The following is a 25,386-nucleotide window of genomic DNA, read 5'->3' on the forward strand; positions in this document are numbered from 1 at the left end:
TGAGTTTCGGCGGCTTGATGCGACGTCTGACCCGAGGGGTCGACAAGGGGGCTGCGTGAGGAAGGGCATGGACAAGCCGGCGACAATACGGGATGTGGCGCGCGTTTCCGGCGTCTCTGTCGGAACCGTTTCACGGAGTTTGAACGCACCTGAGACCGTCAGGCCGGGAACGCTTGGCAAGGTGCGCGCAGCGATCCAGCAGCTCGGTTTCCAGCCCGATTCGCGTGCGCAGAACATGCGTCGTCGAAATACCATGACTGTCGGCTTCGTCATCGACGATATTGCCAACCCCTGGCATGCCAGCTGCTTCAAGGCGGTTGACGCGGAAATGCGCCAGCGCGGCTACTCGCTCTATCTGATGAGCACCAACGGCCGCGCCGCCGAAGAGGCGGCCGCCATCGACATGCTGCAGCATGGTCGCGCCGATGGCATGATCATGACCATCAACAACGAACAGGATGCCCGCACCATCAAGCGCCTGAAGGAATTGCGCGTTCCCTCGGTACTGCTCGACCGCGACATCCCGCTCGATATCGACGCCGTGCTGACCGAGCATGCCACCGGACTGCGGCAGGCGACGAGCTACCTGATCGAACTCGGACATCGCCGCATCGCCATTATCACCGCCGGCAGCGACATCCGGCCGGGACGTGAGCGGGTACGCGGCTTCATCGAGGCGTTCCAGCGCAGCGGGTTGCCGGTGCCGGAAGATCTGATCCGTTCGCAAAGCCTGTCGGTGGATTTCGGTTTCCGCGAGGCGACAGCCCTCCTGCAGATGCCGGAACGCCCGACAGCCATCATCGCTGCCGGCAACCGCATCCTTGTCGGCGTGCTGCGAGCCATCCAGCAGCAGGGCGTGTCCGTGCCCCAGGACATTTCGCTGATCGGCTGCGACCGCTCGGATGTCGCGTTGCTTTATCCGGGACCGATCACGCTCATCGACCGGCCCGTGGAGGAAATCGGCCGCACCGCAGCGCAGCTTCTGCTCGAGCGGCTCGGCGGCCACAGCGATCGTCCGGCACAACGCATAGCGTTCCCGACGCAACTGATCATGGGTGGATCCTGCCTGCCTGTTCCGAAGCGATAGAGCATGATCCCGAAAGGTGGCGTTCGGCTTTCTCGGACAAACGGTCCCGTTTGTCGAGAGATCACGCTCAAGCAAAAAAGATTGAGCCTGCCTCAGGCGTGGAAATTTTCCTTACCGAGCTCGATGCGCCTTGTGCGCTGGAACTTGATCAGCCGGTCCAGCGACACCGCCATCACCGTCACCGCTCCGGTGACGAAGGTGCTCCATGTCGCATCGATGCCGAAGAAGATCAGCCCGCTTGAGATCACCTGGATGATCATCATGCCGATCACCGCGCCGATGATCGTGCCGTGACCACCCGACAGCGGCGTGCCGCCGATGATCACGGCGGCGATCACCACCAGTACGAAATCGCTCCCTTCGTTGGGATCGATGGCGCCGCGGAAGCCGACATACATCACGCCCGAAAGCCCGCAGATGGCACCCATCAGCACCAGCGTCTGCAGGCGCACCCAGGCGGTTGGAATGCCGGCATGGGCGGCGGCTTCGGGGTTGCTGCCGACGGCTTGCACGCGGTAGCCGAAGCGGGTGCGGTGAAGTACGACATGCATGGCGAGCGCCAGTGCGATGAAAACCAGTGCCGCCACCGGCACGATGCCAAACAGCTTGTCGGAGATCATCGAGAAGAAGCTGCTGCTCTGGTCCGCGGGCACGATTGCGCGTCCCTTGTTGACCACCAGCGACAGGCCTTGGAACATCGAATAGGTGCCCAGCGTCACGATGATGGCGGGCAGTCGCAACGTGACGGCGATCAGGCCGTTGATCAGGCCGAGGCCGGCGCCGAACAGCACCCCGGCAAAGGCGGAAAGCCAGGGGTCGATGCCCGCGACCATCAGCAGCGCCGCGAAGACCGCGGAGAAGTTGAACATCCAGCCCACCGAAAGGTCGATCTCGCGGATGGCAAGCAGGAACACCATGCCGATGGCCAGCATGCCAAGGAACGTCGTGTTGCCCAGAAGCGAAAACAGGTTGATCGGATTGAGGAAGCGGGGCCGGGCAAAGCCGATGATCGCCATCATTCCGACCAACGCGATGATGACGCCGATTTCCTCGGGAATGCGAAAACCACGCCGGGCAGCGCGGGTGGCCGATCCGGCGAGCGGCGGAATGAGATCGGTCTTGCTCATGCCATGTCCCCCTGGCGCACTGGCTTGCTACGGTTCGCACCGGGCATTTCGCCGGTATTGGTCAGATGCAGAACCGTGTGGCTGTTCATCTCGGCTCCCGTGACCTCGCCGGCGAGCCGGCCTTGATAGAGGACGAGGATGCGGTCGCAGAGCCCGATCAGTTCGGGCAGTTCGGTCGAGCTGAACAGCACGATGCCGCCATTGGCCGACATCTCGCGGATCAGCGCGTAGATTTCTCGCTTGGCGCCGATATCGACACCGCGCGTCGGATCATCGAGCAGGAAAACCTGGGGCCCGATCTCCAGCCATTTGCCGATGACGACCTTCTGCTGGTTGCCGCCCGACAGCGAGTTCGCCAATGCATGCGGCAATCCCTTGATGCGCAGTGCGTCGATCTGGCGGTTGGAGCGGTCAAGCGCGGTCTTAGGCGAATACCAAGGCGTGCCCCAGTCACGCGCGCCGACGACCACGTTGGAGATGTTGAACAGGATGGATTTGTCCAGCATCAGCCCGTTGCGGCGGCGGTCTGCCGGAACGAGGCAGACATTGCGCCGTGCCGCCTCGGTCGCGCTTTTCGGCAGGCTGCTGCCGTCGGGAAACTGCACTTCGCCGCCGCGCGCCCTGCGCATGCCGAACAGCATGTCGAGAAGATCAGCTACGCCGGACCCTTCAAGTCCGGCCAACCCGACGATCTCGCCGGAACGCGCGGTGAAGCTGACATCGGCCAGCCTGCCGCCCGCCAGGCCCTTGACCGTCATCTGCGGCCGTGTCGCGCCTACCGTCGACGGCAAGGGAGGTGGGAACAATGCCTCGCGCTGCTGACCGATCATGCCTTCGATGACCTGGGGTATGGTCAGTTCCGAACGATCCTTCGTCAGCACATCGCGTCCGTTGCGGGTGATCGTGACGCGATCGGAGATGGCGAAAACCTCCTCCAGCCGATGCGAGACGTACAGCATGGTGATGCCCTTGGCCCGCAGCCCTTCCAGCACCGTGAACAGCCGCTCGGTCTCGCGCTGGTTGAGCGCGGAATTCGGTTCGTCAAGGATCAGCAGCCGGGGATGCTCGAGCAGCACGCGGGCGAGTTCCACGAGTTGACGCTCGCCGATGCTGAGACGGCTGACGGGTGCGTGCACATCGACGTGCAGACCGAGTTGCCGAAGCAAGTCGCTGCTGCGCGCCTCCATTTCGCGCTTGGAGATCAGGCCGCTTCGCACCGGCTCGCGGTTGACGAACAGATTGGCCAGCACCGACCGCTCGGGAAACAGGCTGAGTTCCTGATAGACCATGCCGATGCCATGCTGGCGCGCGGCATTGGGGCTGTCGATGGTCACAGCGTGGCCGTCGAGTTCGATGGCGCCACTATCAGGCCGGACGACGCCGGCAAGCACCTTCATCAGCGTCGATTTGCCGGCGCCGTTCTCGCCCACGACGGCGTGGATCGTGGCCCGCTCGACGTGCAGGCTCATGTCCTGGAGCGCGATAACGCCGCCATAGCGCTTGGCAAGATTGCGCACGGAAATCATCGGCGGACCGGACATGATCTTCCCACGAGATAAGGGGCGGTCCTGAGACCGCCCCCGATCTTGAAATGGATTGCCGAAGCCGTCACTCGGATTCCGCGGAGATCGGCTTTGGCGTTGCGGAGAGCATGTCGGCGGTAAGCGTCGTGGTCCATGCCTTGTAATAGGCTGCCGTCGCGGCCGGATCGGCCGCCAGCTTTTGCGCCTCATCGAACGAGACGGATGGCAAGCCGTTACCCATATCGACCTTGTCGGCGGTGACGATCTGCGAGCCGGCATTGTAGAAGCCAGCGCTGAGCTTCTTGCCGCCCTTGATCGCATTGACCAGCAGGGCAACGGGCAGGTAACCCTGTACGAAAGCGCTCTGGCCGATCGTCACATAGGCATGGCCTTCCTTGACCGCTTTGAGGTTGAGTTCCGTCAAGTCGTAGCCGCCGGCGACGAACTTGTCGCCATTGGCGGCGTTCAGCTTGCCAAGGCTGGTGACGTCCGGCGCGCACAGGCCGATCAGCGCCACGGCTTCAGGATTGGCGCCATAAAGCTGTTCCCAGCGGTTATAATTGTCGACGGCGGAAACCTTGACGTCGAACGGACCGAGCACCTTCAGACCTGGCGCTTTCTTCAGCGATTCCTCGACGCCCTTGGCGCGGTTCTCCAGAACCGGGAAGCCGGGGAAGCAATTGCCAAGGATAACCGTGCCCTTGGCGCTGGCACCGCCAAGCTTGTCGACCACCATCCGGCCGAGGATGCGGCCGCTTTCGACGGATTTCTCGCCGACATAGGGAGCATTGACCTCCGTCGACAGCAGGTTGAACTGCACGATCGGCACGCCACCGCCGATGATTTGGTTGAGGCCCTTGGCCATGGATTCGCCGGGCACTGATGTCGCGATGCCTTGCGCGCCCGAATTGGCGAAGGTCTGTACCAGTTTCAGTTGACCTTCGGGCGCGCCGCCCGCTTGCTGGGCGACGACGAGCTTGACGCCGAGATCGGCTGCGGCGGCCTGCGCGCCGTCCTGTATCTGCTGGACGAAGGGGTCGCCCTGCGCATGGGCGACGAAACCTATGGTGATGTCTTCGGCATGGGCGCTCGACATGCCAAGCGCCAGCGCGATGGCGCCGGGTACGAGTGTCGGTCTGGTCTTTTTGATGGCCATTGATCGTTCCTCCCTGATTGTCGTTTAAGGCTGCAGTGCGCGGTCGGGCGCCATGGCGTCCAGAATTCCGGTCGCTCAGATGGCCGTCAGGCCGCCATCGACGAACATGAACGAGCCCGTCATGTAGGAGGCGTCGTCCGACGCCAGGAACGCTACGGCGCCGGCGATTTCCTCTGGTTCGGCGCCGCGCTTCAGAGGTATGTTCTGCACCTGCCACTCATAGACCTTGGGGTCGGCCACAAGTTCGCGTACGATGGGCGTCAGTGTGAAGCCGGGCACCACGACGTTGACGCGGATGCCTTCGGGAGCATGGTCGACAGCCATCACGCGCGACAGTCCATGGACGCCGCCCTTGCTGGAGCCGTAGGCGACATTGGCGGGCGTGCAGCCGGACATGCCGGTCGGCGAGCCCGTCAACACCACCGCGCCCTTGCCGGCGGTGGCCTTGATGGCGGCGACGCCATGCTTGCAGGTCAGGTACATGCCGGTCAGGTTGACGCCGACGATCTCATCCCACGCGGCCTTGGGCAGCCCGTCCACCTTGCCGTCGCGTTCGCCCGAAAAGATGGCGGCATTGGAAACGAGGATATCGAGCCGCCCAAATGTATTGACGATGCGTGAAAACGCGGCTTCAACCTGAGCCTCTTGCGTGACGTCGGTCTTGATGGCGATGGCGCTGCCGCCGGCCTTTTCTATCTGCTCGGCGGTTGCAGCCGCTCCCTCGCCGTTCCAGTCGAGGATCGCTACCTTGCAACCTTCGTCTCCAAGCCGCAACGCAGCGGCCCGGCCAATTCCCGAGCCGGCGCCAGTGATCGCAGCGACCTTGCCCCGCAGGCCCCGCATTCGACACCTCCATCATTCGCCAAGTCGACATCTGGTCGCTCTAAGCTCAGCAGCTCAAAACAATATCGTTTCCGAGAAACCTGTCAAGACGGCAGGACACCAGCATGAAATCAGCAAAAAACCCTAAATTTGTGACGAAAAGAAGCTGATGAATTGAAATATCGTTTCCATCATTTTGTGTTATGCCGGCTAGATGTCGCCATCCCGTCGATAAGGCTCATGTGACGATGGGCTGTTGACCGCATCCGGTTCCGCCCTGCACATAGGCGGTTCGGGCGGTCTAGGTGTGCAGTCCCTAGGTGTGATGGTGCATCATCAAACCTGAGTCGTCAGGATGAGGATGCTCAATGGCAAGTGTTCTTCACGGCAGCGCCCGCACGACGCCGCGTCCTCGAGCCGAGTTCCAAGCGTCGCAAGAGAGCACCCGCTCCCTTGCCGCCCGCTACGGGGTGAACCCCAAGACGGTTGCCAAGTGGCGCGGTCGGCTTAAGCCCGGCGGTTTCACCATCTGCCAAGCGCTTTGGTATCTCGCCAGCGCATGTCGGGCGATTGCTGAAAGATGCCGGGAGCGAGGGCCTGCTTGGCTATCTAAAGCCGGCATCGCCCTTGAGCCGCGCCCTCGTCACGACCTCCGATCGCCCCTTTGGTCGAAGCCGAACTTCACGTGGGGCTAGGCCTACTGCACACCTGTCCCCACCGCTCGCGCAGTATGAAGTAGCAAGATTGAAGCCGTTTCACAGGATGGTGGCTGCTCGCCAAGCGGTACCCCCAAATTGCCCACAACTGGCCCTGTTCAGGCAAGCCACTGATTTTTAGTCTCGGCTTATGTTCGCGACCGTAGCGGTTAAAACTCGAGCCGAATATGCCACTGGCGCGTACAAACGGCTGCCTCAAAGCTGCACGATGAGGAATGTGGTCTGCCAAACAGCGCTCAAGGGGAGAAACCGGACATGGAAAGAAGAACATTTCTCAAGGCGTCGCTTAGCGGGGGCCTGCTCCTGGCGGCTCCCTACATTGCAAGAGCCTCGGCCAACGAGCTGAGAATCCAGACTTGGGAGGGTTACACGGAGCCTGAATGGCTCAAGCCATTCGAGGAGAAGCACAATGTCGTGTGCAGGGTAGCTTTTACGACCTCCGATGATGATCTGTTCACGAAGGCTCTGGCAAGCAAGGGCGCCGACTTCGATGTGTTTGCCCTGAACACCTCTCTGGTGCCGCGCTACGTCAAGGCCGGACTTTATCAGCCTCTCGATCGCAAAAAGCTTCCCAACTACGAAAATCTGGCACCGGTATTCCACGACAATCCACTGACGTTCGTTGACGGAGAGGTTCGAAGCCTGCCCTTCGCTTGGGGATCGAATCCGTTGATCTACGACCAGAACTATTTCAAGACGCCGCCGGAAAGTTGGGGCGTGCTTTGGGATCCGAAACTCAATCAACAAGTAATGATGGTGGACGATTCCATCAGTGCAATTTCGATGACAGCGCTCTATCTAGGTTTCGAGGATCCTTTCAATTTAAACTCCGATCAATACGATGCTATAAAGAAAAAACTGATCGAACAGAAGAAGGTATTGCTGACTTATTATGCCGGATTTGCCGATGGCGTCAGCTTATTTGCCCAGAATAGCGTAAAGGCCATGTATTCGATGGGCGAGCCGCAGGTGAAAAGCCTGAAGGACAAGGGCGTCAACGCGGCGCTGACAATTCCCAAGGAAAAGGCGACGGGCTGGCTCGACGGATGGATGCTCAGCCCCGGGTGCCGTAATGTCGAGCTTGCTTACGCCTGGTTCGATGCCTGTCTTGCCAAGGATACCGGCAAGTCCATGACCACCAAACTTGGCTATGGCAACACCACCGATCTGGCCGCCAACCAGGCTGCCGGGCTAACCTATGCGGATAAGCTGGTTTGGTACCGAATGACCGATGACTTGCCCTTGCGGACCAAGCTTTGGAATGAGGTCAAGAACGCATGAGGGCGGCGGTGATCGCTGATCCCAGGACTGATACCTCTCGCGGCACGCATCCCGATACGGGGCCGGTCTTCATGCGGGCTTCATCAGGGGAACGTGGCGACCGGACAGGGTCTGCCGGCGAGAACTGCTTGCTGCTACGGGCAATATCGAAGACCTATGGCGGCGAGCATGCGCTGCATCCGACTGACCTTGAGGTGAAGAACGGCGAGTTCCTCACCATTCTTGGGCCGTCAGGGTCTGGAAAAACGACGATTCTGCGACTGGTGGGTGGCTTTGCCCGCGCATCGTCGGGCCGGATCGTTCTTGATGGGGAAGATATCACCGAGCTTCCTTCAAGCAAACGGCCTTGCAACACGGTGTTTCAGGACTATGCGCTCTTCCCCCACAAGACCGCTGCCGACAACGTCGGCTACGGTCTCATGGTCAGGGGTATACCAGCGCAGAAGACGGCGGCGAAAGTCAGCGAGGCGCTCCGCTTCGTCGGCTTGGAGGGCATGGCCAGAAAATATCCTTCGCAGCTTTCGGGCGGACAGCAACAGCGTGTCGCGCTCGCCCGTTCGCTTATCTGCGCTCCGCGGGTGCTGCTGCTGGACGAGCCCCTGTCGGCGCTCGATGCCGATATGCGCCGGCAGATGCAGCATTTTCTGAAGCGTATCCAGAAGGAAATCCGCACGACGTTCATTTTCGTGACGCACGATCAAGAAGAGGCGATCACCTTATCCGATCGGATCGCGGTCATGAATCAGGGGCGGTTGGAGCAACTCGGCACGCCGTCCGAGATTTACTACCGGCCAGCGACGCATTTCGTGGCTACGTTTTTAGGCGACAACAACATCATGGAGGCCACGGTGCTCACAAACGGTGCGCTCTCGCTTCCGGTCGGCCCGGTCGAGCGCCCGGTTTTCCATGGCCAAGGCGCGCAAGCTTTCTGGGCCGCCATTCGGCCTGAACGCATCAGCCTTCCCAAGGAACCGGTTTCGGGATCAATCAACATTCCGGCCAAGGTTGTCGACGTCGCTTTTTCCGGCGCGCTGACGACGTTGCGGATATCGCCCATAGACACGCCGGACCACACGTTCATGGTCAAACTCACCAGTTGCCGAGGAACCGAAGAATTCACCACCGGATCATCGGTGCTGGCCGCCTTCGATCCTGCCGACCTCTCGTTCTTCCCGAGAAAACCCTCGTGAGCGGTACCATCGCACCCGGTCGTGTTGTACGCGCCCAGCATAAGGCACAAAATCCAATGGCTGGCGGTTGCTGTGCCGGATGGTCGAACGGAGGCGCGAAGTACATCCCATGATTTCAACGGCTGCGCCCAACGAAAGCGCGAAGCAAACCTGGTCGGGTATTTACACCACAAGGGCGCGCGCTGCGCGGGCTGGCCTGTTCGTGCTCGTCGCGCTTGTGCCGTCAGTGCTGGTCCTTCTCCCGACACTCACCTTTGTGGCGAATTCGTTTTTCGTCGTCGACAACGGCGAAATCGTCAAGACCTTCACGCTGTCGAACTACGCAACATTTTTCCGTGACGCCGAATATTGGAATGTTTTCATCAATACACTCTGGCTCTGTTTTCAAGTTGCGCTGGCTTCGTTGATTCTTGCCTACCCGATTGCCTGGTTTATCTGGCGCCTCCCGGAGCGATACAGGTACGGGTTGCTGTTTCTGATAATTCTACCGCTGTTCATGAGCTACGTGGTCAAACTTTTTGCCATCCGATCGATCCTCGGGCTTGATGGTTTTCTCAATCAATTCCTGGTTTTCACCGGGTTTATCGACAGACCGTACATGGCGTTTCTGTTCAGCCGCAACGCGATCATCGCGGCGCAGACAATAATGTTCCTGCCTTACATGGTGCTGCCGATCTTTCTCAATCTGGAGCGGATTCCGCCTTCGCTCATCCAGGCCTCGTCGGACCTGGGTGCCTCGGCGGGTACGACCTTTCGGCACATTGTCCTGCCGCTGTCGCTGCCGGGCGTCGCAGGCGGTCTCGTCTTCGTCTTCATCATGTCGCTGGGCGACTACATAACGCCCCAGATGGTCGGCGGCATGACGGGACATACATTCGGGCGAGTTGTGTGGTCGCAATTCGGGGTAACATATGACTGGCCCCTCGGCGCGGCGTTCGGCGTGGTGCTTGTGCTGATCTGCACGACGTTGGTGGCGGGCGTCGGGCTGCTATCGCGCCAACGGAGGATTTAGCATGCTGACCACGACTGAGCGCGTCGCCATCGTGCTCGCCGGTGCCGTATTCGCCTTCGGGATTGCGGTGACGTTTGCGCCGATAGCCATAACGCTCATGCTTTCGATATTCCCGCTGCAGGCCGGGACGCCCGATTTCCATGCCGGAAGCTTTGATGCCTATTGGGCGCTCGGAAATGAACGCGATCTGCTCGAGGCACTGGTGAATAGCATCGTGGTCGGCGGGGCGGCGACCGTCATCTCCGCCATTTTGGCGATTGTCCTGGCACTCTACGTCGATAGTCGCCGGGCGATTGGCAGGCCTTTTCTCGAGGCGGTTATTTACCTGCCCTTCATAATGCCACCGATCATAACAGGTCTGGCGCTGCTTCTGTTCCTCTCGGCGACGCATGTCGAGCGTAGCCTTATCACCGTCGTGGTTGGCCATGTCGTCCTCGTGGAGGCGGTAACCTATCGGCTCGTCTCCACGCGACTGGGTAACTTACCGCTGTCCCTGTACGAAGCGTCGGCCGATCTGGGGGCAAGCAGCGTACAGACGTTTCGGCATATCGTCCTGCCGCAACTCTACGCGCCTTTGATTGTCGGAATGATGCTGTCCTTTACGATTTCATTCGACGAGACGCTGTTGACGCTGTTTCTGGCTGGGGCCAATACCACGCTGCCGCTTACGCTGCTTGCCATGATGCGGGTCGGCTTTTCGATGGATATCAATGCATTGGTCGTGCTGGTCATCGCCACCACGATTTTGATAGCATGCCTCGCGGCAGCGATTTTCCGCAAAACGGCAATGCGGTTTTGATACGGATGTCATTCAAGATCAGACCCCCAAGCGGGCTGGTAGATTATCTGCTGATTTCAATAAAGGCCGCTTTCAGGGCCGCGATACCTATCCGCGTCGCTTTTTCGTCAATCCCGGCGTAGCCGAAAATCGCCCCGTGTTGACGCGGAAGGTGACTGTATTGCCGAGACAAGGGCGAGAAATCGACGCCTTGGTGCTGGGCCGCGCTCAAGAGCTCGAGGTCGTCCAAGGGCTTCTTCAGGTGGCCGACCAACTGCATGCCGGCGTCGCTCTCGGCGATCGTCAGCCATTCGGCCAAATGCGCCCGAGACTGCTCGATGAAGAATTTTTGGCGGCCGGCGTAAAGCTTTCGCATGCGTTTCAGATGGCTGGCGAAAAAACCTTCGTCCATGAAATCGGCCAGCGCAACCTGCAGCAGCAGCGGAGGGTAGTGGGCGGTGTTGCTGACGACGCGCTTCAGGCCCTGCGTCAGTTGTGGAGGCACAACGATAAAGCCGATGCGCAAGGACGGGAACAGTGTCTTGGCAAAGGTTCCCATGTAAATGACGCGGCCAGACTTATCCAATCCCTGCATGGCTGGGATCGGGCGCCCCCGAAACCTGTACTCGCTGTCGTAATCGTCCTCGACCACCCATGCGTCGTGACGCTCGGCAATCTGTAGAAGCCGAAGCCTTTCTTCCATGCGCATGACATACCCCAGGGGCCACTGACACGACGGAGTGACGAAGATCAGGCGCGGGGCCGCTCTGTTGTCGTCTTCGAGCGACCATCCGCCTGGCAGAACCGGGAGTGGCACAGGCCGACCGCCGGCACTGCGAATTGCGCTGTGAGCGCCCAGATAGCCAGGCTCCTCAATCCAGCAGACGTCCCCGTCGTCGATCAGCAGTCGCGCCAGAATGTCGAGGGCGGCCTGCGTCCCGTTGACCACGACAACGTGATCCGGCTCGCATTCAACGCTGCGCGACACGCGCAGATACTCGGCGATCGCAGCCCTCAAACGCGGATGACCCGCGACCCAATGGTAGCCGTAGAGATCTTCATGGGCATAGCGGGCATGCCGCTTCAGCAGCCTTGCCCAGGTTGCGAAAGGAAACGACTTGATTTCGGGGTAGCCTGGATGAAAAGCGATCCGGTTTGGTATCGTCCGATCGCGAGGCTGGCTGACCATGACCTCGCCACGCCTGGAAAGAGATGGGGTTTTCGCACGCACAACCGCATTGCGCGAACGGACGGCATCAGACGGTAACGTCGCAACCCATGTTCCGGACCCCAGTCTGGATTCGAGATAGCCTTCAGCCAGCAACGCGTCATATGTCGCCAGTACCGTATTGCGGCTGATACCGAGGTTTTGCGCAAGAGCGCGGGTAGCGGGAACGCGGGTGTTCGGCTTGATGTCGCCGGAGAGGATTTTTGCTCTCAGGCTATCGTAAAGCTGCCGATGGATCGGGGCGCTCGCGCTTCGCTCAATCGTCAACATGTCCAGCAGGGACTCATTTCGTCGTGCGGCCAGACGTCGTGCGACCAAGTGGTTCCCCCGCAATGGCATATTCTACAAATGCGCGCCAAGCCACTATGGCTGCCTAGGCGAGACCGATCAACAGCACTCCTTTCATGCGAAGGCTCATCGCGAAAAATTCACCACCGGCTTTTGCAAGTGGTACCTGCCGATTTGTAGAAACCGGCACTTATGCGGAGCCACGGCATCGATTAGCAGGTTGAGCAGGAAATTTGTGAAGGTGGTGACATGTATATTGTCGGACAAGAGGAAATCGATGCCGTCACAGAGGTGATGCGTTCGGGCAAGTTGTTCAGATATGGCGAAGGCAGCCAGTGCGATGTTTTCGAACGCCGCTATGCAGGTTACCTCGGAGTTGACCATTTCGCGCTGTCGGCGAGCGGCACTTTCGGATTGGCTGCCGGTCTCATCGGCCTCGGCATTGGTCCTGGCGACGAAGTTCTTGTTCCCGCACATACCTATATGGCAACGGCGACGGCGGTGCTCGGTGTTGGCGCGATTCCGATTATCGTCGATATTGACGAAAGCCTCACGATCGATCCGATGGCGGCCGAAGCAGCGATAGGACCTCATACGCGCGCCATCATTCCCGTCCATATGTGGGGGGCCGCTTGCGACATGGACGCCATCATGGCGCTTGCCGAAAAGCATGACCTCCTGGTGCTCGAGGACGCCTGTCAGGGCGTTGGCGGAGGATATGAAAGCCGCAAGTTCGGTTCGATCGGCCATGCCGGTGCCTTCAGCTTCAACTACTATAAGAACATGACCAGCGGCGAGGGTGGCGGGATCGCGATCAACGATCCCAAGGTCTTCGAGCGCGCAAAATGCGCCATTGATCCCTGCGGCTTCTACTGGAACGGCCGTAGCGACTCGGTCTTGCCCTTCGCCGGCATCGGCGCGCGGGCGTCTGAGATCTCCGGTGCGATGCTGAATGCGCAACTCGACCGGCTGGATGGAATGATCGAGACGATGCGGGCCGAAAAAAAGCGGATTCTGGCTGGAACGGCTCACCTTGGCAATCTTGGCCTGCGGCCAAACAAGATGAACAGCCCGGATTACGACTGCGCGACGCAGGTCATGTATCTGTTGCCGTCAGCCGACGCGGCGCGTCGTTTTGCGGACATTTTTCCGAGTGTTATCGCGAGCAAAACCGGACGCCACACCTACACACAGTGGGACCAGATCATGACCGGCGAGGGGGCCGCGCATCCTGCTCTAAATCCCTTCGATCTGCCACAGAACAAAGAGTGCCGCAAAAGCTACAGCAAGGATATGTGCGCTCGCTCGCTCGATGTTCTGGACCGTACCGTGATGATCGCCACCCACCCGCTACATTCGGATCAGGAAGTTGAAGATACCATTCACGATATCGGTGTCGCCGCCCGGGTCGTTCTCGGCGACCTCGCTGCCGATCGGGCCGAAATGCGCGGTAAAAATGCGGTCGATGCCCGCAAGTTCGACATGAAAAGTGAAATCACAAAAGGGGTGTGAGCACTCTCCACCGCAATGCAGACGACGCGATCTAAATAACGTTGGCAAGATGGAGGACGCATTGGTGAGGCGTTCATATCAAGGAGGCCAGTTTGATGCAAAAATCAGCTAGTTTGCTTGCGGCGCTCGGTGACCACATTGAAGATATTAAAAAGCATATTTCCTCGATGGAGGAACAGACTTTACGCGATCTCGCGACAAATCTGCCATCGAGAGCCCCCGTTGGAAGCCCCGAAATGGTAATGTCAGTGCTGGTTTATCGCGAGATCGAGAGGCGGGTTCTGGAAAATCAGACGGCGGACGTTCTGTCATTTCCCAGCCAGCCACAATAGTTGATTTGGCGTGCAGACCTTCGATAAGCTGACTGAGAGGTTGATCAAAATCGCGAACTTGGACAATGCAATAGCGATTGTCGACCGGGCAGCCGACCGGAAGGCGTCGTTGCTCAAGGCCTATTCCGCTGGAGATGGTGACCTTTGTCCGCAATGCGCTTTGTGCAACGGAGCGTTTTTAGCAATGCGAGCAAAACCTGGTGACGCGAAGGCCTATAACCTGTTCGAATGCATAGGCTGTGGCCTTGAGGTCGAGGTCCATTTCCGTTGACGCTCAACGCTTGCGACCCTTGGGCCCGATAATTTCTTTCTAGACTAGCCATTCTTAAAGAGGTCCATTCGTAAGTCGGTCGCGCGCATTACGGGTCCCCACGCGTAGCGGCTCCGCACGAGCAGTCGCCACGATTGGCGCGTCGATCATCTGGCTATCGGCAAACCGAGCCGCACAGTTGCTATCGCAGCAACAACGTGCTTGGCAAAGTTGCCTCGGATATGCAGGCCTGGCCCAATACCCGGGGACCGCACGCTGACTTGGACAGCGAGGGTTCTCCATAGCGAAAGCGTATAGAGCGCATTTGAAAAATGTATTACCTCCAAAGTCCTGATTGCCCGATAGTCCCTCCCGGGTTCCGCTGAACTCAGCGTGCACAAGGCTCAACGCCCGGCACTAAGGGAGGAAAAATTGACGAAATTCGCAACTGCGTTGCGATCGCTTGCCGTTGTCGCAACGATCGCCAGCTTCAGCCCGGCAATTGCCGGCGGCGTGGACGAGCTGCCGAAAAACATCCAGGACGAACTTTACAACAAAGACATGATGGATCCGATGCAGCCGCTCGCGGAGAGCGCCTATCGCGATTGGAAGCCGAAGAAGGGTCCCCCGTGGACGATCGGTTATGCCAGCTCATACGCAGGCAATACGTGGCGCGCTGACGTGATGAAACGCCTGCAAGAGGAGCTGATTCCGAAATGGAAAAAGCTCGGTCTAGTCAAGGATGTGATCATTACCCAATCGAACTTGAATGACTCGACGCAAATCCAGCAGATGCGTCAGCTTGTCGACCAGGGCGTCGATGCTATCATCGTCTGCTGCTCTAATCCGACTTCGCTCAACCAGACTGTTGAATACGCTCACCAGCGTGACATCCCGGTGTTTTCGGCAACCGGGTATCTGACATCTCCATATGCTGTAAACGCTTCGGCGAATTTCGTGGTCGGCGGCAGTATGCTCGGCGAATGGATGGCCAAGCAGATCAATGGCAAGGGGAATGTTCTCGTCGTCGAAGGTATTCCTGGCGCTTCCGCATCGGACTCACAGAACGTTGGCGTGCTGAAGGCGTTGGCGAAATACCCAGATATCAAAGTGGTGGGCCAGGTCGCCGGCATGTGGACCGACCAGGTTGCACAGTCCGAGATTCAGAAGTGGCTGGCCACCAATCCTGGCGATCTGAACGGCATCATCATACAGTCGGCGTCCGAACTGGGTGCTTTGCGCGCGTTACAACAGAGCGGACGCGATATGGTGCCTTTCTCGATCGGCGGAGAAGTCGGCGCGCTTTGCTATTGGCGCAACAACAAGGATTTCGTGAGCCAGGCGGTCCAGGCGTGGCCCCCAGGGGATGACTTTGAGTTTGCTTGGAACATCATGATGCGCACTCTTGAGGGACAGGGCCCGAAGGTCCAGTCCATCCTCACAAAGCCGCAGACGCTCACTTATGAGCAGCTCGAAAAGGCTATTCCTGCCGACTGCAGCGAAGATTCTGACGGCTGGTACAACGTCGGTGCTCAGAATTGGGCGAGCAAGGAGTATCTCGACCAGTTCTTCCTGCGCCCGGCCGACCCGGAAGCCTTCAAGGCTCAGTGACCGCCATAGGTCCGGCCACCCCGTCGCATGTCGGCGGGGTGGCATTTCCGTCATCCCATGTAAGTCTAGCCGATCACACGTCGGCCATTTGGACCTGTAATGTCGTACCCCACTGTTGAACTCTCATCGGTCAGGAAGACCTTCGGGCCGACTGTGGCGCTGGGCGGCTGCAGCCTGACGGCCTATGCCGGCGAGGTTCACGCGATAATTGGTGGCAATGGCTCGGGCAAAAGCACGCTGGCCAAAGTCATCTCGGGCGTGCTGATCCCGGACAGCGGCCAGGTTTCAATCCTCGGCAAATCGGCCACGTCCCCGCATGAAGCCCGGCAGCTCGGCATCTCCAATGTGTTTCAGGAGGTGCTTGTCGCCGACGAGTGCTCCGTGCTCGACAACCTTTATTTGGGCGCGGACGGTCTACTGGGTTCGTCGATGAACAGGGAGGAAAAGGAAGCCAAGGCTGCTGCGCTGATGCGTGAGCTGCTGGGCTTCGACATCGACCTTTCCGGTCTTGTCGGTGAACTGCCGCTCAGCGTCAAGCAGTGGGTCACCATTGCCAGGGCCCTTCTGACCGATCCGAAAGTGCTGATTCTCGATGAGTCATCCGCCGCGCTCGACTTCGATTCGACGGAGCGGCTGTTCCGCAAGATGCGGCAGCTGAAGCAGCGTGGAGCCAGCATCCTGATCGTCACCCATCGCATCGCGGAATTGGTGCGCATCGCGGACCGGGCGACGGTTCTGAGAGACGGTGTGGATGTCGGCAAACTGGCTAAGGAAGAGATCACCGAGGCCAGGATCCTCGAGCTGATCGCGGGTGCTGAGCGCAGCGAGACGAGCCGGGATCAGCCTTTGCCGACGCGTCTGGGTGACAGGCCGGTGCTTCGTGCCACCGATTTCCGGGTCTGGCCGGACGCGACGGCGATCAATTTCAGCGCCTATCCCGGCGAGGTCATCGGGATCACCGGCCTGGACGGGCAGGGGCAGGCGGATTTCGTGAGATGCATCGCGGGCATCCAGTCACCGGTTGCCGGCCGGCTGGTGGTAGTGAACGACGGCAAGGCCAGCGAGATCGCCGATCTCGCGTCGGCACGCCGCAACAACATCAGCTATGTCAGCGGCGATCGTAAGAAAGAGGGCATCTTTGCCAATCTGAGCATCTACGAAAATCTGCTGCTCCCGGTCTACCGCGAGTTTCGCTCTGGCGGCGTGTTGAACTTCATCAACCGGACCAAGCTGACGCCGGTGTTCGAGTGGGAGTCCAGCAAACTGGCCGTGAAGATGGGCAGTCCGCAGAACCTGATCACGTCATTGTCCGGTGGCAACCAGCAGAAGGTGCTGATTGCGCGGGCGTTTGCCGAGAAGCCGGTTGTGCTGGTGCTCAACGACCCGGCGCGCGGCATCGATGTCGGGGCGAAACTGGACCTGTACCGCAACCTCAAGGAATTTGCGGCCCGCGGGAATGCCGTGGTCTTCCTTTCCAGCGAACTGGAAGAATTTCTGAATCTGTGCACGCGGGTTCATGTGTTTCGCAACGGTGCAATCTCAGCCGATTTCGAGCCGCCGTTCGATGGGCATGCCATCCTCAATGCCATGTTCGGCCGTCGCGCCACCGCGCGGTTGCCCGGGGAAGCCGCTAACGAGAATGGCCCGGGCAACCCGGCCAGGGTCACCGATAACCACAGTCCGCGACTTGAGCAGGGTCGGCCGGTGCCGAGGTCTGTGACCTTGCTGAACCAGGAGGTGAACCATATGGCAGCAACACCATCTTTTGTGCTGAGTTGTGCGGATATTGCGCCCGGCCGCGTCATTCCCGACCGGTTTACCGAGGACAACCGCCTTTCACCGAGATTGACCTGGTCCGGCCCACCGGAAGGCACGCGCAGTTTTGCCCTGGCCATCACGGATCCTGACCTGCCGGAGGCCTTCAATCTCCCCCGCTCGTTTGCCCACTGGTTGGTGGCGAACATCCCCATCGAAGCCAGAGAGCTCCCGGAAGGTGCGAGCGGAAGTCCGCGCATGCCCGACGGTGCCGTCGAGTTCAACAGCGACTTTGTCACATTCAAAATTCCAGGATTTGGCAAGGGATATGGCGGTCCCTGGCCACCGGATAGAGCGCACCGCTACTTCTTCACGCTCTATGCGCTGAAGGTGGACAAGGTCGAGCTGCCGGCAGACGCAGATCTTGGGGCATTCGCGGCCGCCGTGATGCCGGTTGCGATCGATGCCGCGTCGTTTGTTGCAGTTTACGGGCCCGCAAAGAAGTCATTGCCCGGTTAGGAACCAGACAGGAATTCCCCAATCAGGAGGATCAAATGAGTAGATATGGAAGCAGGAGTAGCTTTGATCTGGAGTGGATCGAGCGATGGGCGAGGAAGGTCAACGATGACCGGATTCTGCCGGTAATCGGGCGTTTTTTCACGAGCAAGTTCGTCCTGGGCTTCGATGACACGGAGTATCTCGTGGACGTGCGGGCGGGCAAAATCCAGAAAATTGCCCAGGGCCTGACGCCAAACGACATGGGCGTGGAATTTTGGCTCAAGGCGCCGAGCAGCGCCTGGTCGAAGTTCTCCATGGAAGTCCCGCCGCCGATGTTCAACGACATCTGGGCGATGGCGCATCCGCTGCACAAGCAACTGATCATTGAGGGCAATTCGCTCCCCTTCTGGCAGAATCTGCGGGCGCTGACGCGTATGCTCTCGCTGATGCGACAAGTTTAACGGCAGCGCAGGAGAGTTGTCATGAATACACACGATCCCATTGTCGGGCGTTATGTCTATGTCCAGTGCGAAGGCAAGACCTACCGGACCTATTACGAGGAACACGGCGAAGGCATTCCGATGGTCTGCCTGCACACGGCCGGGACGGACGGGCGCCAGTACCGCCACCAGTTGTGTGACCCGGATATCAGCCAGAACTTCCGCGTGATTGCCTTCGACATGCCGTGGCACGGCAAGTCGATCCCGCCGTCCGACTTCCACCTGATGGAAGACGAGTACAAGCTCACGACCAAGTTTTACTGTGAGTTCATCATTGCCTTCTGCCGGGCCCTGGAGCTGCGCAAGCCTGTCCTGATGGGCCAGTCGATGGGCGGCAACGTCTGCCTTGCGCTCGCGTTGCGCTACGAAAGCGAGTTTTCCGCTTTCATCGCTCTCGAGGCTTGCGATCATTCGCCGGGCTGGTGGATCGATCCGCTGCATCACCCCCACATCCATGGCGGTGAAGTCGTAGCGACGTCGGTATTTGGCCTCATGGCTCCCCTGTCGCCGGACGATTATCGCTGGGAGACCTGGTGGTATTACGCCCAGGGTGGCCCCGGCATCTTCAAGGGCGATCTGTACTTCTACAGCGTCGACTCGGATTTCCGTGACCAGTGCCAGAAAATTTCCGGCAAGGTGCCGATCTATTTCCTGACCGGCGAATACGACTTCGCGTGTACGCCGGAAATGACCCAGCGCACCGCAGAGAAGGTCAAGAATTCGGAATGCATCATCTTTGGTGGCGGCCACTTCCCGACGTCGGAAGACCCGGCCAAATTCAAGGAGGTCATTACCCCGGTTCTGAAGAAGATACTCAGTGCGGATCCGGAGAGGCGCGGACAAGGCAGCAATGCCTTCTCCGGGCGCAGCATCCCGGAAAGCCGCTCATCGTCCCGTAGTGAGCGGCCCGCCGAAGGCCGCAAGGTCATCGAGTTCTAGGTTGCGATAGCAACGAAAGACAAATGGTAATGTCGCAGTCCAGGGGTTCTCAAAACACCTACCTGTTGGTCCCGATCCTGCTGATCGCGCTGCTTCTGAGCACCGCGGTCATCAGGGGGCCGAACCTCGTGTCACTCTCGGGGTTTGGCAGCGCGATCATCGTGTCGGCGCCGCTGATCCTGGCGACATTCTCCCTGATGGCTCTGGCTGTGGCGGGACGTGGCACTGTCGACCTTGCGGTCGGGCCATTGCTCGCCTTCATCAACGTCACGATCGTCAAGCTCAACGGGCTTGGCATCGTGACCGGTCCCTTCGGCGTCATCCTTGTCGCCCTCGGGATTGGTGTGCTTTACCAGCTCTTTTTCGCCCTCATCATCATCTTCGTGCGTGTCCAGCCGATCATCGTGGCGCTCAGCGGCTTTCTGGCCCTGACCGGCATCAATCTCGTCATCCTCCCAAGACCTGGCGGCACAGCGCCCGACTGGATGTCGTCCTGGGGCCTCGGCAACACGATCTTCTCACCGATCCTGCTGATCGTACTGTTGGCCATCGCGGCCTGGCTGCTGTTCACCATGACCTCGTTCTACGCGAACCTGCGCTTGATGGGTTACGACGAGCGGGCGGCATACACGAGCGGCGTTCGCATCAATGTGGTTCGGATCGGCGCCCACGTCATCGCCGGTCTCTTCGTCGGCCTGGGCGCGATCTGCTATACGGCCCTGATTGCGTCAGGGGATCCGACGCAGGGCACCACCATGACGCTGACCGCGGTGACTGCTTTAGTGCTTGGTGGAGTTAGTCTGTCGGGCGGGCGCGGTGGCGTGGCGGGCGGCCTGCTTGGGGCTCTCAACCTGTTCCTCATCGGCTACGTGCTGGCCACATTCAATTTCGGCTCGACGCAAGCCTTTGTGACGCAACTCTTCTATGGGCTGATCCTGGTTCTGTCGCTCCTGCTGACCCTCCTGGTCCCGGTCGTCGGCCGGTATCTGTATTTCATCTCGCCCTTTGCCGCGTTTGTCGTGCTGGGCTGTGTGGTGGTGGGGATCATGCTCCACATCAGCACCCGCGATACCTATGGCGTGGCAGTCGCCGGCGAGGCTTTGAAAGCCGATCCGGACCTGTTGACGCGATATCTGTTGCTGCCGGTCCCGCAATCAGGGGCCGGTTCGGCGCTGCCGGATCTGACGCCGCTGCAGAAGATCGTTTTCGGGTTTGCCGCCATCCTGGCTGTGCTGACATTCACGGTCCGCGTCATGGTGGCCGAAGCCGTCTCGGTGCGCCTTGGCGCCTTCATCTACGTCTTCGTCTCGGCACTCATCCTGCTGCTGTTTCTTGTCGTCGGCGAGCAAAGCCACGCGACAGCTATTCCAGCGGCAGGGCACTCTATGGAGGTCGCGCCATGAGCCAGACAGTCGGCGAGGGTGGTCGCGGCGGCGCACTCTTCATTCCGCGGTCGCGCGCCATGATCTGGTTCAACCTCGCGGCGACATTCGTCGTCGCCGCAATCAGCTTCGGCCTGGGCTTCTGGCAAGGGATCAGCGCCCAGATGGTCATTCTCTACACGGTCGTTCTGGCAGCCGTCCTCTTCTGGCTGATCAATTACGTCACCATCATCTTCGAGACCCGCTCCCAACCCCTCGAGGACACCGCAGCCGCGTCCGGTGCAGACGGTGTCTGGGCCGGCAACCGGGTTCTGATCACCACCATGGCCGTGATGCTGATCGTCTATCTTCTGATCACGGCCACTGTTCCTTCGTTCAGGACCCTGGGCAACCTGATCGCCTTCCTCCTGCTGGAGGCGATCCTGGTCTTTGCCTTCAAGGTCAGCAATCGTTTCGCCCATGGCCGCAGCGCCTTCATCGGGCTGATCGTGCTGCTCGCGCTGGTCGTGATCAGCTCCTTCACGATCAACGGTTTCCTCTCCGCGGCCAACATCAAGGCAATCCTGCTGTTTGCGGCCTTTCTCGGCATCGCCTGCGTCGGCCAGACGCTGGTGGCGCTGCTCGGCGGTCTGGACCTCTCCATCCCGTTCGTGATCGGTTCCTCGAACATCGGGCTGCTGTTCCTTATCGGCCTTGGCGTGCCGCCGTGGCTAGCGCTTGTCTTCGTGCTGGTGATCGGCGCGGGCCTCGGCTTCCTCAATGGCGTGCTGTCCTATCGCCTGCAGGGCCAGGCCCTCATCCTGACGCTGGGAATGGGATTCTCGATCGCCGGGCTCGTTCAGATCCTGACCAGCATAGGCTCATCGTTCGGCGGCAATGTCTTCGGAACCGTTCCCAAATGGCTCCAGAACCTTGCCGCCATGAACGGCCGCACGTTCGGGCTGGCGATCCCGCCGACCATCCTGCTGTGGGTGGTGATCGCGGTGATCGTGATTGTCGGACTGCGTTACTCGGCCTTCGGCCGGTACATCTACGCGCTGGGCGGTAATCGCCACTCCGCCAAACTGATCGGTGTTTCCGAGTTCAAATATTGGACCATCGCCTACACGATCAGCGGGTTTTCGGCCGCTCTGACCGGGTGCCTGCTGCTGGGCTGGAGCGGCGGCGGGTTCATCGGGGTCGGCGATCAATATCTATTCACAACCCTGGCCGCGGTCGTGATCGGCGGGACGTCCCTGATGGGTGGCTATGGCGGCTACGGCTACACCGTGATCGGGGTGCTCGTCCTGCAGGTGCTGAGCGCATTCCTTATCGGCATCGGCCTCAAATACGAATGGCAACAGTTCATTTTCGGTCTTCTGATCCTGCCGATGGTCGCGCTCTACGGCCGCGCCCCTCACATCAGAGCCCAGGTCTAGGGAAAGCCCATGTTTGGAACACTCTTTCAGTCCAGCGCCGTTGTCAGCACCGCGCTCAGCGTTGCCACTCTCGCCACGTTCGCCACAGCTGCCTTGGCGATGTTGGGTCTGACTTGGACGCCCGAACGCTGGCGGGTCCCGGTGGCGCTGTCGGGCGTGGCCCTCTTGGCTTCGGGAATGGAATACTACGGCGCATCGAACATCTGGCTGGCCGGCCAGCAACTCAGTGCAGCGCCGCGTTACGTCGCCTGGTTCGTGGTTCAGCCGATGCAGGTGGCATCGGTGTTTTTCTTCGCAAGCATCGCCGGCAAAGTCCCCGTCGGGGTCTTCTGGCGGACGTTGGCGGCCGCGATCCTGATGGTCCTGGCCCGCTATCTTGGTGACGCACGGATTTTCAACCCAACGCTTGGCGTGCTGCTGTCGATAGCGTTCTGGCTCTATATCCTTGGCGAGCTGTATTTCGGCGCCATGGCCGATGCGGTCAGCAAGTCGACGCGGCCAATCCGGCTTGGCTATTTCTGGATCAGGCTGATCATGACCATCGGCTGGGCAATCTACCCGATCCTCCTTTTCGTTGATGTCGTCATCGGCACGGGACATGTAGCACCGATCATCGTGCTCTACACCGTTGCCGACCTGATCAATCTCATCGCTGTCTCCATGATCGTCCTCGCCGTCGCCGGCGAGGAGCGTTTCTGAAGGCTGTCAATCTTCGCGCCGACCTGCTTGGCGCCCGCGGTTAAGTGGAGGATCTTCCCATGAATGGCTCGGATGTGATCGCAATCGTTATTCTCATAACGATCATCATCGCGATCGGTGTCTATCTGCTGCACTGGCTTTATCGACACTCGTCGAAAGACCAGTCGTTCGTTCGCACTGGCTTGGGCGGCGAGCGGGTTGTGATGGGCGGCGGTGCGCTGATTATACCGATCGTCCACGATATCACCCGCGTCAACATGAACGCGATCCCGGTGGAGATCAGGAGGCTCAGCGAGCAGTCCCTGATCACCAAAAACAAGATGCGCATCGACATCATCGCCGAGTTTTTCGTGCGGGTCATCCCAACGGAAGCCGGTGTGTCGACCGCGGCGCGGACGCTCGGCGAGCGCACCCAGAACCCGGCTGCGCTGAAGGAGATCGTCCAGGGCCGGTTTGTCGACGCGATGTCGGCGATTGCGTCGACCATGACGATGGATGAAATCCACACCAATCGCGGCCACTACATGAGCGAGGTCGCCGCACTGGCGGCGACGACGCTCGGCTCCAACGGCCTCGAGCTTGAAAATGCGTCCCTGACCAGTCTGAACCAGACCGCCATCTCTGTATTCAACCCGTCCAACGCCTTCGATGCTGAAGGTCTGACACAGTTAACCGAACAGATCGAAGAGCGCCGTCAGCTGCGCAACCGCATCGAAAATGAATCGCGGATTGGCATCAAGCTTAAGGATTTCGAGACCGAACAGAGGTCCTTGGAAATCGAGCGCGATCTGGAGTACGCCCGCATTGAGCAGGCGCAGGCGATCGAAATCCGTAAGGCCACGCAGCTGGCCGAGATCGAGGCGGAAAGATCAACGTCCACCATCAGCATCCAGAACGCCAGGATCCGCAGTGAGCAGGAAGCCGAGCGCATCCGTATCGCCAAGGACCGCCTGCTCGACTCGGAGCGCATCAACACGCAGTCCGAGGTCCGGTCGCTGGAGATCAAGAAGCAGCAAGAGACTGAGATGACCGAGATCATGTCGCGGCGCCAGCTTGAGATGCAGAGGATTCAAAACCGGCGGGAGGTTGAGGCCGAGCGCATCGAAAATGAGCAGCAGGTGAAAGAGTCCGAAATCCGGTCGCGTCAGGAGCTGTCCATCATCGAAACAACGTCCTCGGCCTCGGTCGACCAGGCCAAGCTTGAAAAGCAGCGTGAAACCGAGTCGCACCGCATCGAGACCGATAAAGCGATCGAGCTGCTCGCCGTGGCCAAGTCGAAGGAAGTGCGCATCAGCAACGAACTTGCCGAAGCCGACCAGGAAAAGGCACGGTTGCAGAAGCGCTATGATGTGGATGTCGAACGCCTCAGGGTGGACGAGGAAATTGTCCAGCTCGAGATCGAGAAGAACCAGAAGATCAAGCTCGCGGAAACCAAGGCGTTTCAGGAGATCCAGGACGCGTCGATCGCTGCCAACCGCCAGATCGACGAATTGCGCATCGCCGCGCGGAAGTTCGTCGACAAGTTTGAGATCGAGCAACAGAAGGAAGTCGAAATCGTCGACAAGGAGCGCCTCATCGCGGTGATCAACAAGTCGATTGAAGAAGCCTATGCCAAAACCGAGGCTGCGGAAGCCTTGAAGAAGCAGGTCGAGCAGGAAGAACAGGTCAATAGCGCCCGTGAGGAGGAAGTGGCCGGACGCATCAAGCGTATCGAGCTTATCCAGGCGTCGTCCAGGGTCGAGCGGGATGCTCAGCGTGTCATCTCGTCGGCAAAAGCCGAAAAGGAAGCGACCGAACTCAGAGCTTTGGCCGAGATCGCCGAATCCAACGCAGCCGAGGTCCGCTACGCCAAGGATGCCGCCGGTCAACGCATGCTCAACGAGTCGGAAAACACCCGCTCGGATGCCAGCAGACGCAGCGCCATCTACGAGAACCTCGTCAGCAATCTGCCGAGCATCATCCGCGAGACGGTCAAGCCGATGGAGAACATCGAATCGATCAAGATCCTGCAGGTCGATGGGCTTCCAGGTATCAACAGTCCGTCCGAAACCGCAGGCGCCGGCAATGGCGGTTCGGGCGGAGGCAATATGACCGACCGCGTGGTGAACTCCGCGATGAAGTACCGGACACAAGTGGCGTTCGTCGACGGGCTGATGAAGGATTTGGGCCTGCCGATCGAGAATCTCGGCAGTGCGGGCGGCATGTCGTTCCGCAACTTCCAAGGGCCTGATGCACCAAAGGACAAGGACGACTGAACGCGGCCCAAGGTAGCGAGTGCTTGT

20 protein-coding genes and 1 pseudogene are annotated in these 25,386 nt (G+C 59.7%); 16 read left to right on the forward strand and 5 right to left on the reverse strand.

Features of this window, described 5'->3' with window-relative positions; all coding sequences use genetic code 11:
• Positions 1 to 67 precede the first annotated feature (67 nt).
• A complete protein-coding gene (locus tag FFS37_RS04030; RefSeq protein WP_269750780.1) occupies positions 68 to 1,087 on the forward strand; it encodes a LacI family DNA-binding transcriptional regulator in 1,020 nt (339 codons plus the stop codon).
• Positions 1,088 to 1,179: 92 nt separating this feature from the next.
• On the opposite strand, the gene FFS37_RS04035 is transcribed toward FFS37_RS04030, so the two are convergent.
• The 4 genes from FFS37_RS04035 to FFS37_RS04050 all read right to left on the reverse strand — a co-directional run bounded on the left by FFS37_RS04035 (position 1,180) and on the right by FFS37_RS04050 (position 5,736).
• A complete protein-coding gene (locus FFS37_RS04035) occupies positions 1,180 to 2,214 on the reverse strand; it encodes an ABC transporter permease (RefSeq protein ID WP_137929627.1) in 1,035 nt (344 codons plus the stop codon).
• Positions 2,211 to 3,755: a sugar ABC transporter ATP-binding protein gene (locus FFS37_RS04040; protein WP_171026153.1), complete on the reverse strand. Its 1,545-nt coding sequence runs from the start codon at positions 3,753 to 3,755 to the stop codon at positions 2,211 to 2,213. Before FFS37_RS04040 ends, FFS37_RS04035 begins: the two co-directional genes overlap by 4 nt.
• Before the next feature lie 67 nt (positions 3,756 to 3,822).
• Complete coding sequence (locus FFS37_RS04045; protein WP_137929629.1) at positions 3,823 to 4,893, reverse strand: sugar ABC transporter substrate-binding protein; 1,071 nt, start codon at positions 4,891 to 4,893, stop codon at positions 3,823 to 3,825.
• Positions 4,894 to 4,968: 75 nt separating this feature from the next.
• On the reverse strand, positions 4,969 to 5,736 hold the full coding sequence (locus FFS37_RS04050; protein WP_137929630.1) for an SDR family NAD(P)-dependent oxidoreductase: 768 nt from the start codon (positions 5,734 to 5,736) through the stop codon (positions 4,969 to 4,971).
• 347 nt (positions 5,737 to 6,083) lie between these two features.
• Here FFS37_RS04050 and FFS37_RS04055 point away from each other — a divergent pair.
• From FFS37_RS04055 to FFS37_RS04075, 5 genes and pseudogenes are all read left to right on the forward strand, one after another.
• A pseudogene (locus tag FFS37_RS04055) lies at positions 6,084 to 6,221 on the forward strand (IS481 family transposase); the annotation flags it as partial.
• Positions 6,222 to 6,686: 465 nt separating this feature from the next.
• A complete protein-coding gene (locus tag FFS37_RS04060; protein WP_137929631.1) occupies positions 6,687 to 7,712 on the forward strand; it encodes an ABC transporter substrate-binding protein in 1,026 nt (341 codons plus the stop codon).
• Positions 7,709 to 8,902 (forward strand): ABC transporter ATP-binding protein, encoded by a 1,194-nt coding sequence (locus tag FFS37_RS04065; RefSeq protein WP_232375562.1) that lies wholly within the window; start codon positions 7,709 to 7,711, stop codon positions 8,900 to 8,902. Before FFS37_RS04060 ends, FFS37_RS04065 begins: the two co-directional genes overlap by 4 nt.
• Before the next feature lie 109 nt (positions 8,903 to 9,011).
• Positions 9,012 to 9,914, forward strand: a complete 903-nt coding sequence (locus tag FFS37_RS04070) for an ABC transporter permease (RefSeq protein ID WP_171026154.1) — start codon at positions 9,012 to 9,014, stop codon at positions 9,912 to 9,914.
• 1 nt (position 9,915) lies between these two features.
• Entirely contained in the window at positions 9,916 to 10,713 is a 798-nt protein-coding gene (locus FFS37_RS04075) for an ABC transporter permease (protein WP_137929633.1), read from the forward strand.
• Between the two features lie 43 nt (positions 10,714 to 10,756).
• Here FFS37_RS04075 and mocR read toward each other — a convergent pair whose 3' ends face one another.
• Positions 10,757 to 12,238 carry a rhizopine catabolism transcriptional regulator MocR gene (gene mocR, locus FFS37_RS04080; protein WP_232375563.1) on the reverse strand — a complete coding sequence of 494 codons (1,482 nt, stop codon included), beginning with the start codon at positions 12,236 to 12,238 and terminating at the stop codon, positions 10,757 to 10,759.
• A 219-nt stretch (positions 12,239 to 12,457) separates the two neighbouring features.
• On the opposite strand from mocR, the gene FFS37_RS04085 reads away from it, so the two are divergent.
• The 10 genes from FFS37_RS04085 to FFS37_RS04130 all read left to right on the forward strand — a co-directional run bounded on the left by FFS37_RS04085 (position 12,458) and on the right by FFS37_RS04130 (position 25,359).
• Positions 12,458 to 13,720, forward strand: coding sequence for a DegT/DnrJ/EryC1/StrS family aminotransferase (locus FFS37_RS04085; protein WP_137929634.1), 1,263 nt, complete (start codon positions 12,458 to 12,460; stop codon positions 13,718 to 13,720).
• A 95-nt stretch (positions 13,721 to 13,815) separates the two neighbouring features.
• The gene (locus tag FFS37_RS04090) at positions 13,816 to 14,052 is read left to right on the forward strand and encodes a hypothetical protein (protein WP_137929635.1); all 237 of its coding nucleotides are present in this window, start codon (positions 13,816 to 13,818) and stop codon (positions 14,050 to 14,052) included.
• A gap of 682 nt (positions 14,053 to 14,734) precedes the next feature.
• Positions 14,735 to 15,913, forward strand: coding sequence for an ABC transporter substrate-binding protein (locus FFS37_RS04095; RefSeq protein ID WP_137929636.1), 1,179 nt, complete (start codon positions 14,735 to 14,737; stop codon positions 15,911 to 15,913).
• A gap of 99 nt (positions 15,914 to 16,012) precedes the next feature.
• Positions 16,013 to 18,187, forward strand: a complete 2,175-nt coding sequence (locus tag FFS37_RS04100; RefSeq protein WP_137929637.1) for a YbhB/YbcL family Raf kinase inhibitor-like protein — start codon at positions 16,013 to 16,015, stop codon at positions 18,185 to 18,187.
• Between the two features lie 35 nt (positions 18,188 to 18,222).
• Positions 18,223 to 18,627, forward strand: a complete 405-nt coding sequence (locus FFS37_RS04105; protein ID WP_137929638.1) for a hypothetical protein — start codon at positions 18,223 to 18,225, stop codon at positions 18,625 to 18,627.
• 21 nt (positions 18,628 to 18,648) lie between these two features.
• Complete coding sequence (locus tag FFS37_RS04110; protein WP_137929639.1) at positions 18,649 to 19,605, forward strand: alpha/beta fold hydrolase; 957 nt, start codon at positions 18,649 to 18,651, stop codon at positions 19,603 to 19,605.
• A gap of 29 nt (positions 19,606 to 19,634) precedes the next feature.
• A complete protein-coding gene (locus tag FFS37_RS04115; protein ID WP_137929640.1) occupies positions 19,635 to 21,008 on the forward strand; it encodes an ABC transporter permease in 1,374 nt (457 codons plus the stop codon).
• Positions 21,005 to 22,405 (forward strand): ABC transporter permease, encoded by a 1,401-nt coding sequence (locus FFS37_RS04120; RefSeq protein WP_137929641.1) that lies wholly within the window; start codon positions 21,005 to 21,007, stop codon positions 22,403 to 22,405. Before FFS37_RS04115 ends, FFS37_RS04120 begins: the two co-directional genes overlap by 4 nt.
• 9 nt (positions 22,406 to 22,414) lie before the next feature.
• Complete coding sequence (locus tag FFS37_RS04125) at positions 22,415 to 23,104, forward strand: bacteriorhodopsin (RefSeq protein ID WP_137929642.1); 690 nt, start codon at positions 22,415 to 22,417, stop codon at positions 23,102 to 23,104.
• 59 nt (positions 23,105 to 23,163) lie between these two features.
• Positions 23,164 to 25,359, forward strand: coding sequence for a flotillin family protein (locus FFS37_RS04130; protein WP_137929643.1), 2,196 nt, complete (start codon positions 23,164 to 23,166; stop codon positions 25,357 to 25,359).
• Positions 25,360 to 25,386: the final 27 nt, after the last annotated feature.

Source organism: Mesorhizobium comanense (assembly GCF_005503535.1).
Classification (GTDB): domain Bacteria; phylum Pseudomonadota; class Alphaproteobacteria; order Rhizobiales; family Rhizobiaceae; genus Mesorhizobium; species Mesorhizobium comanense.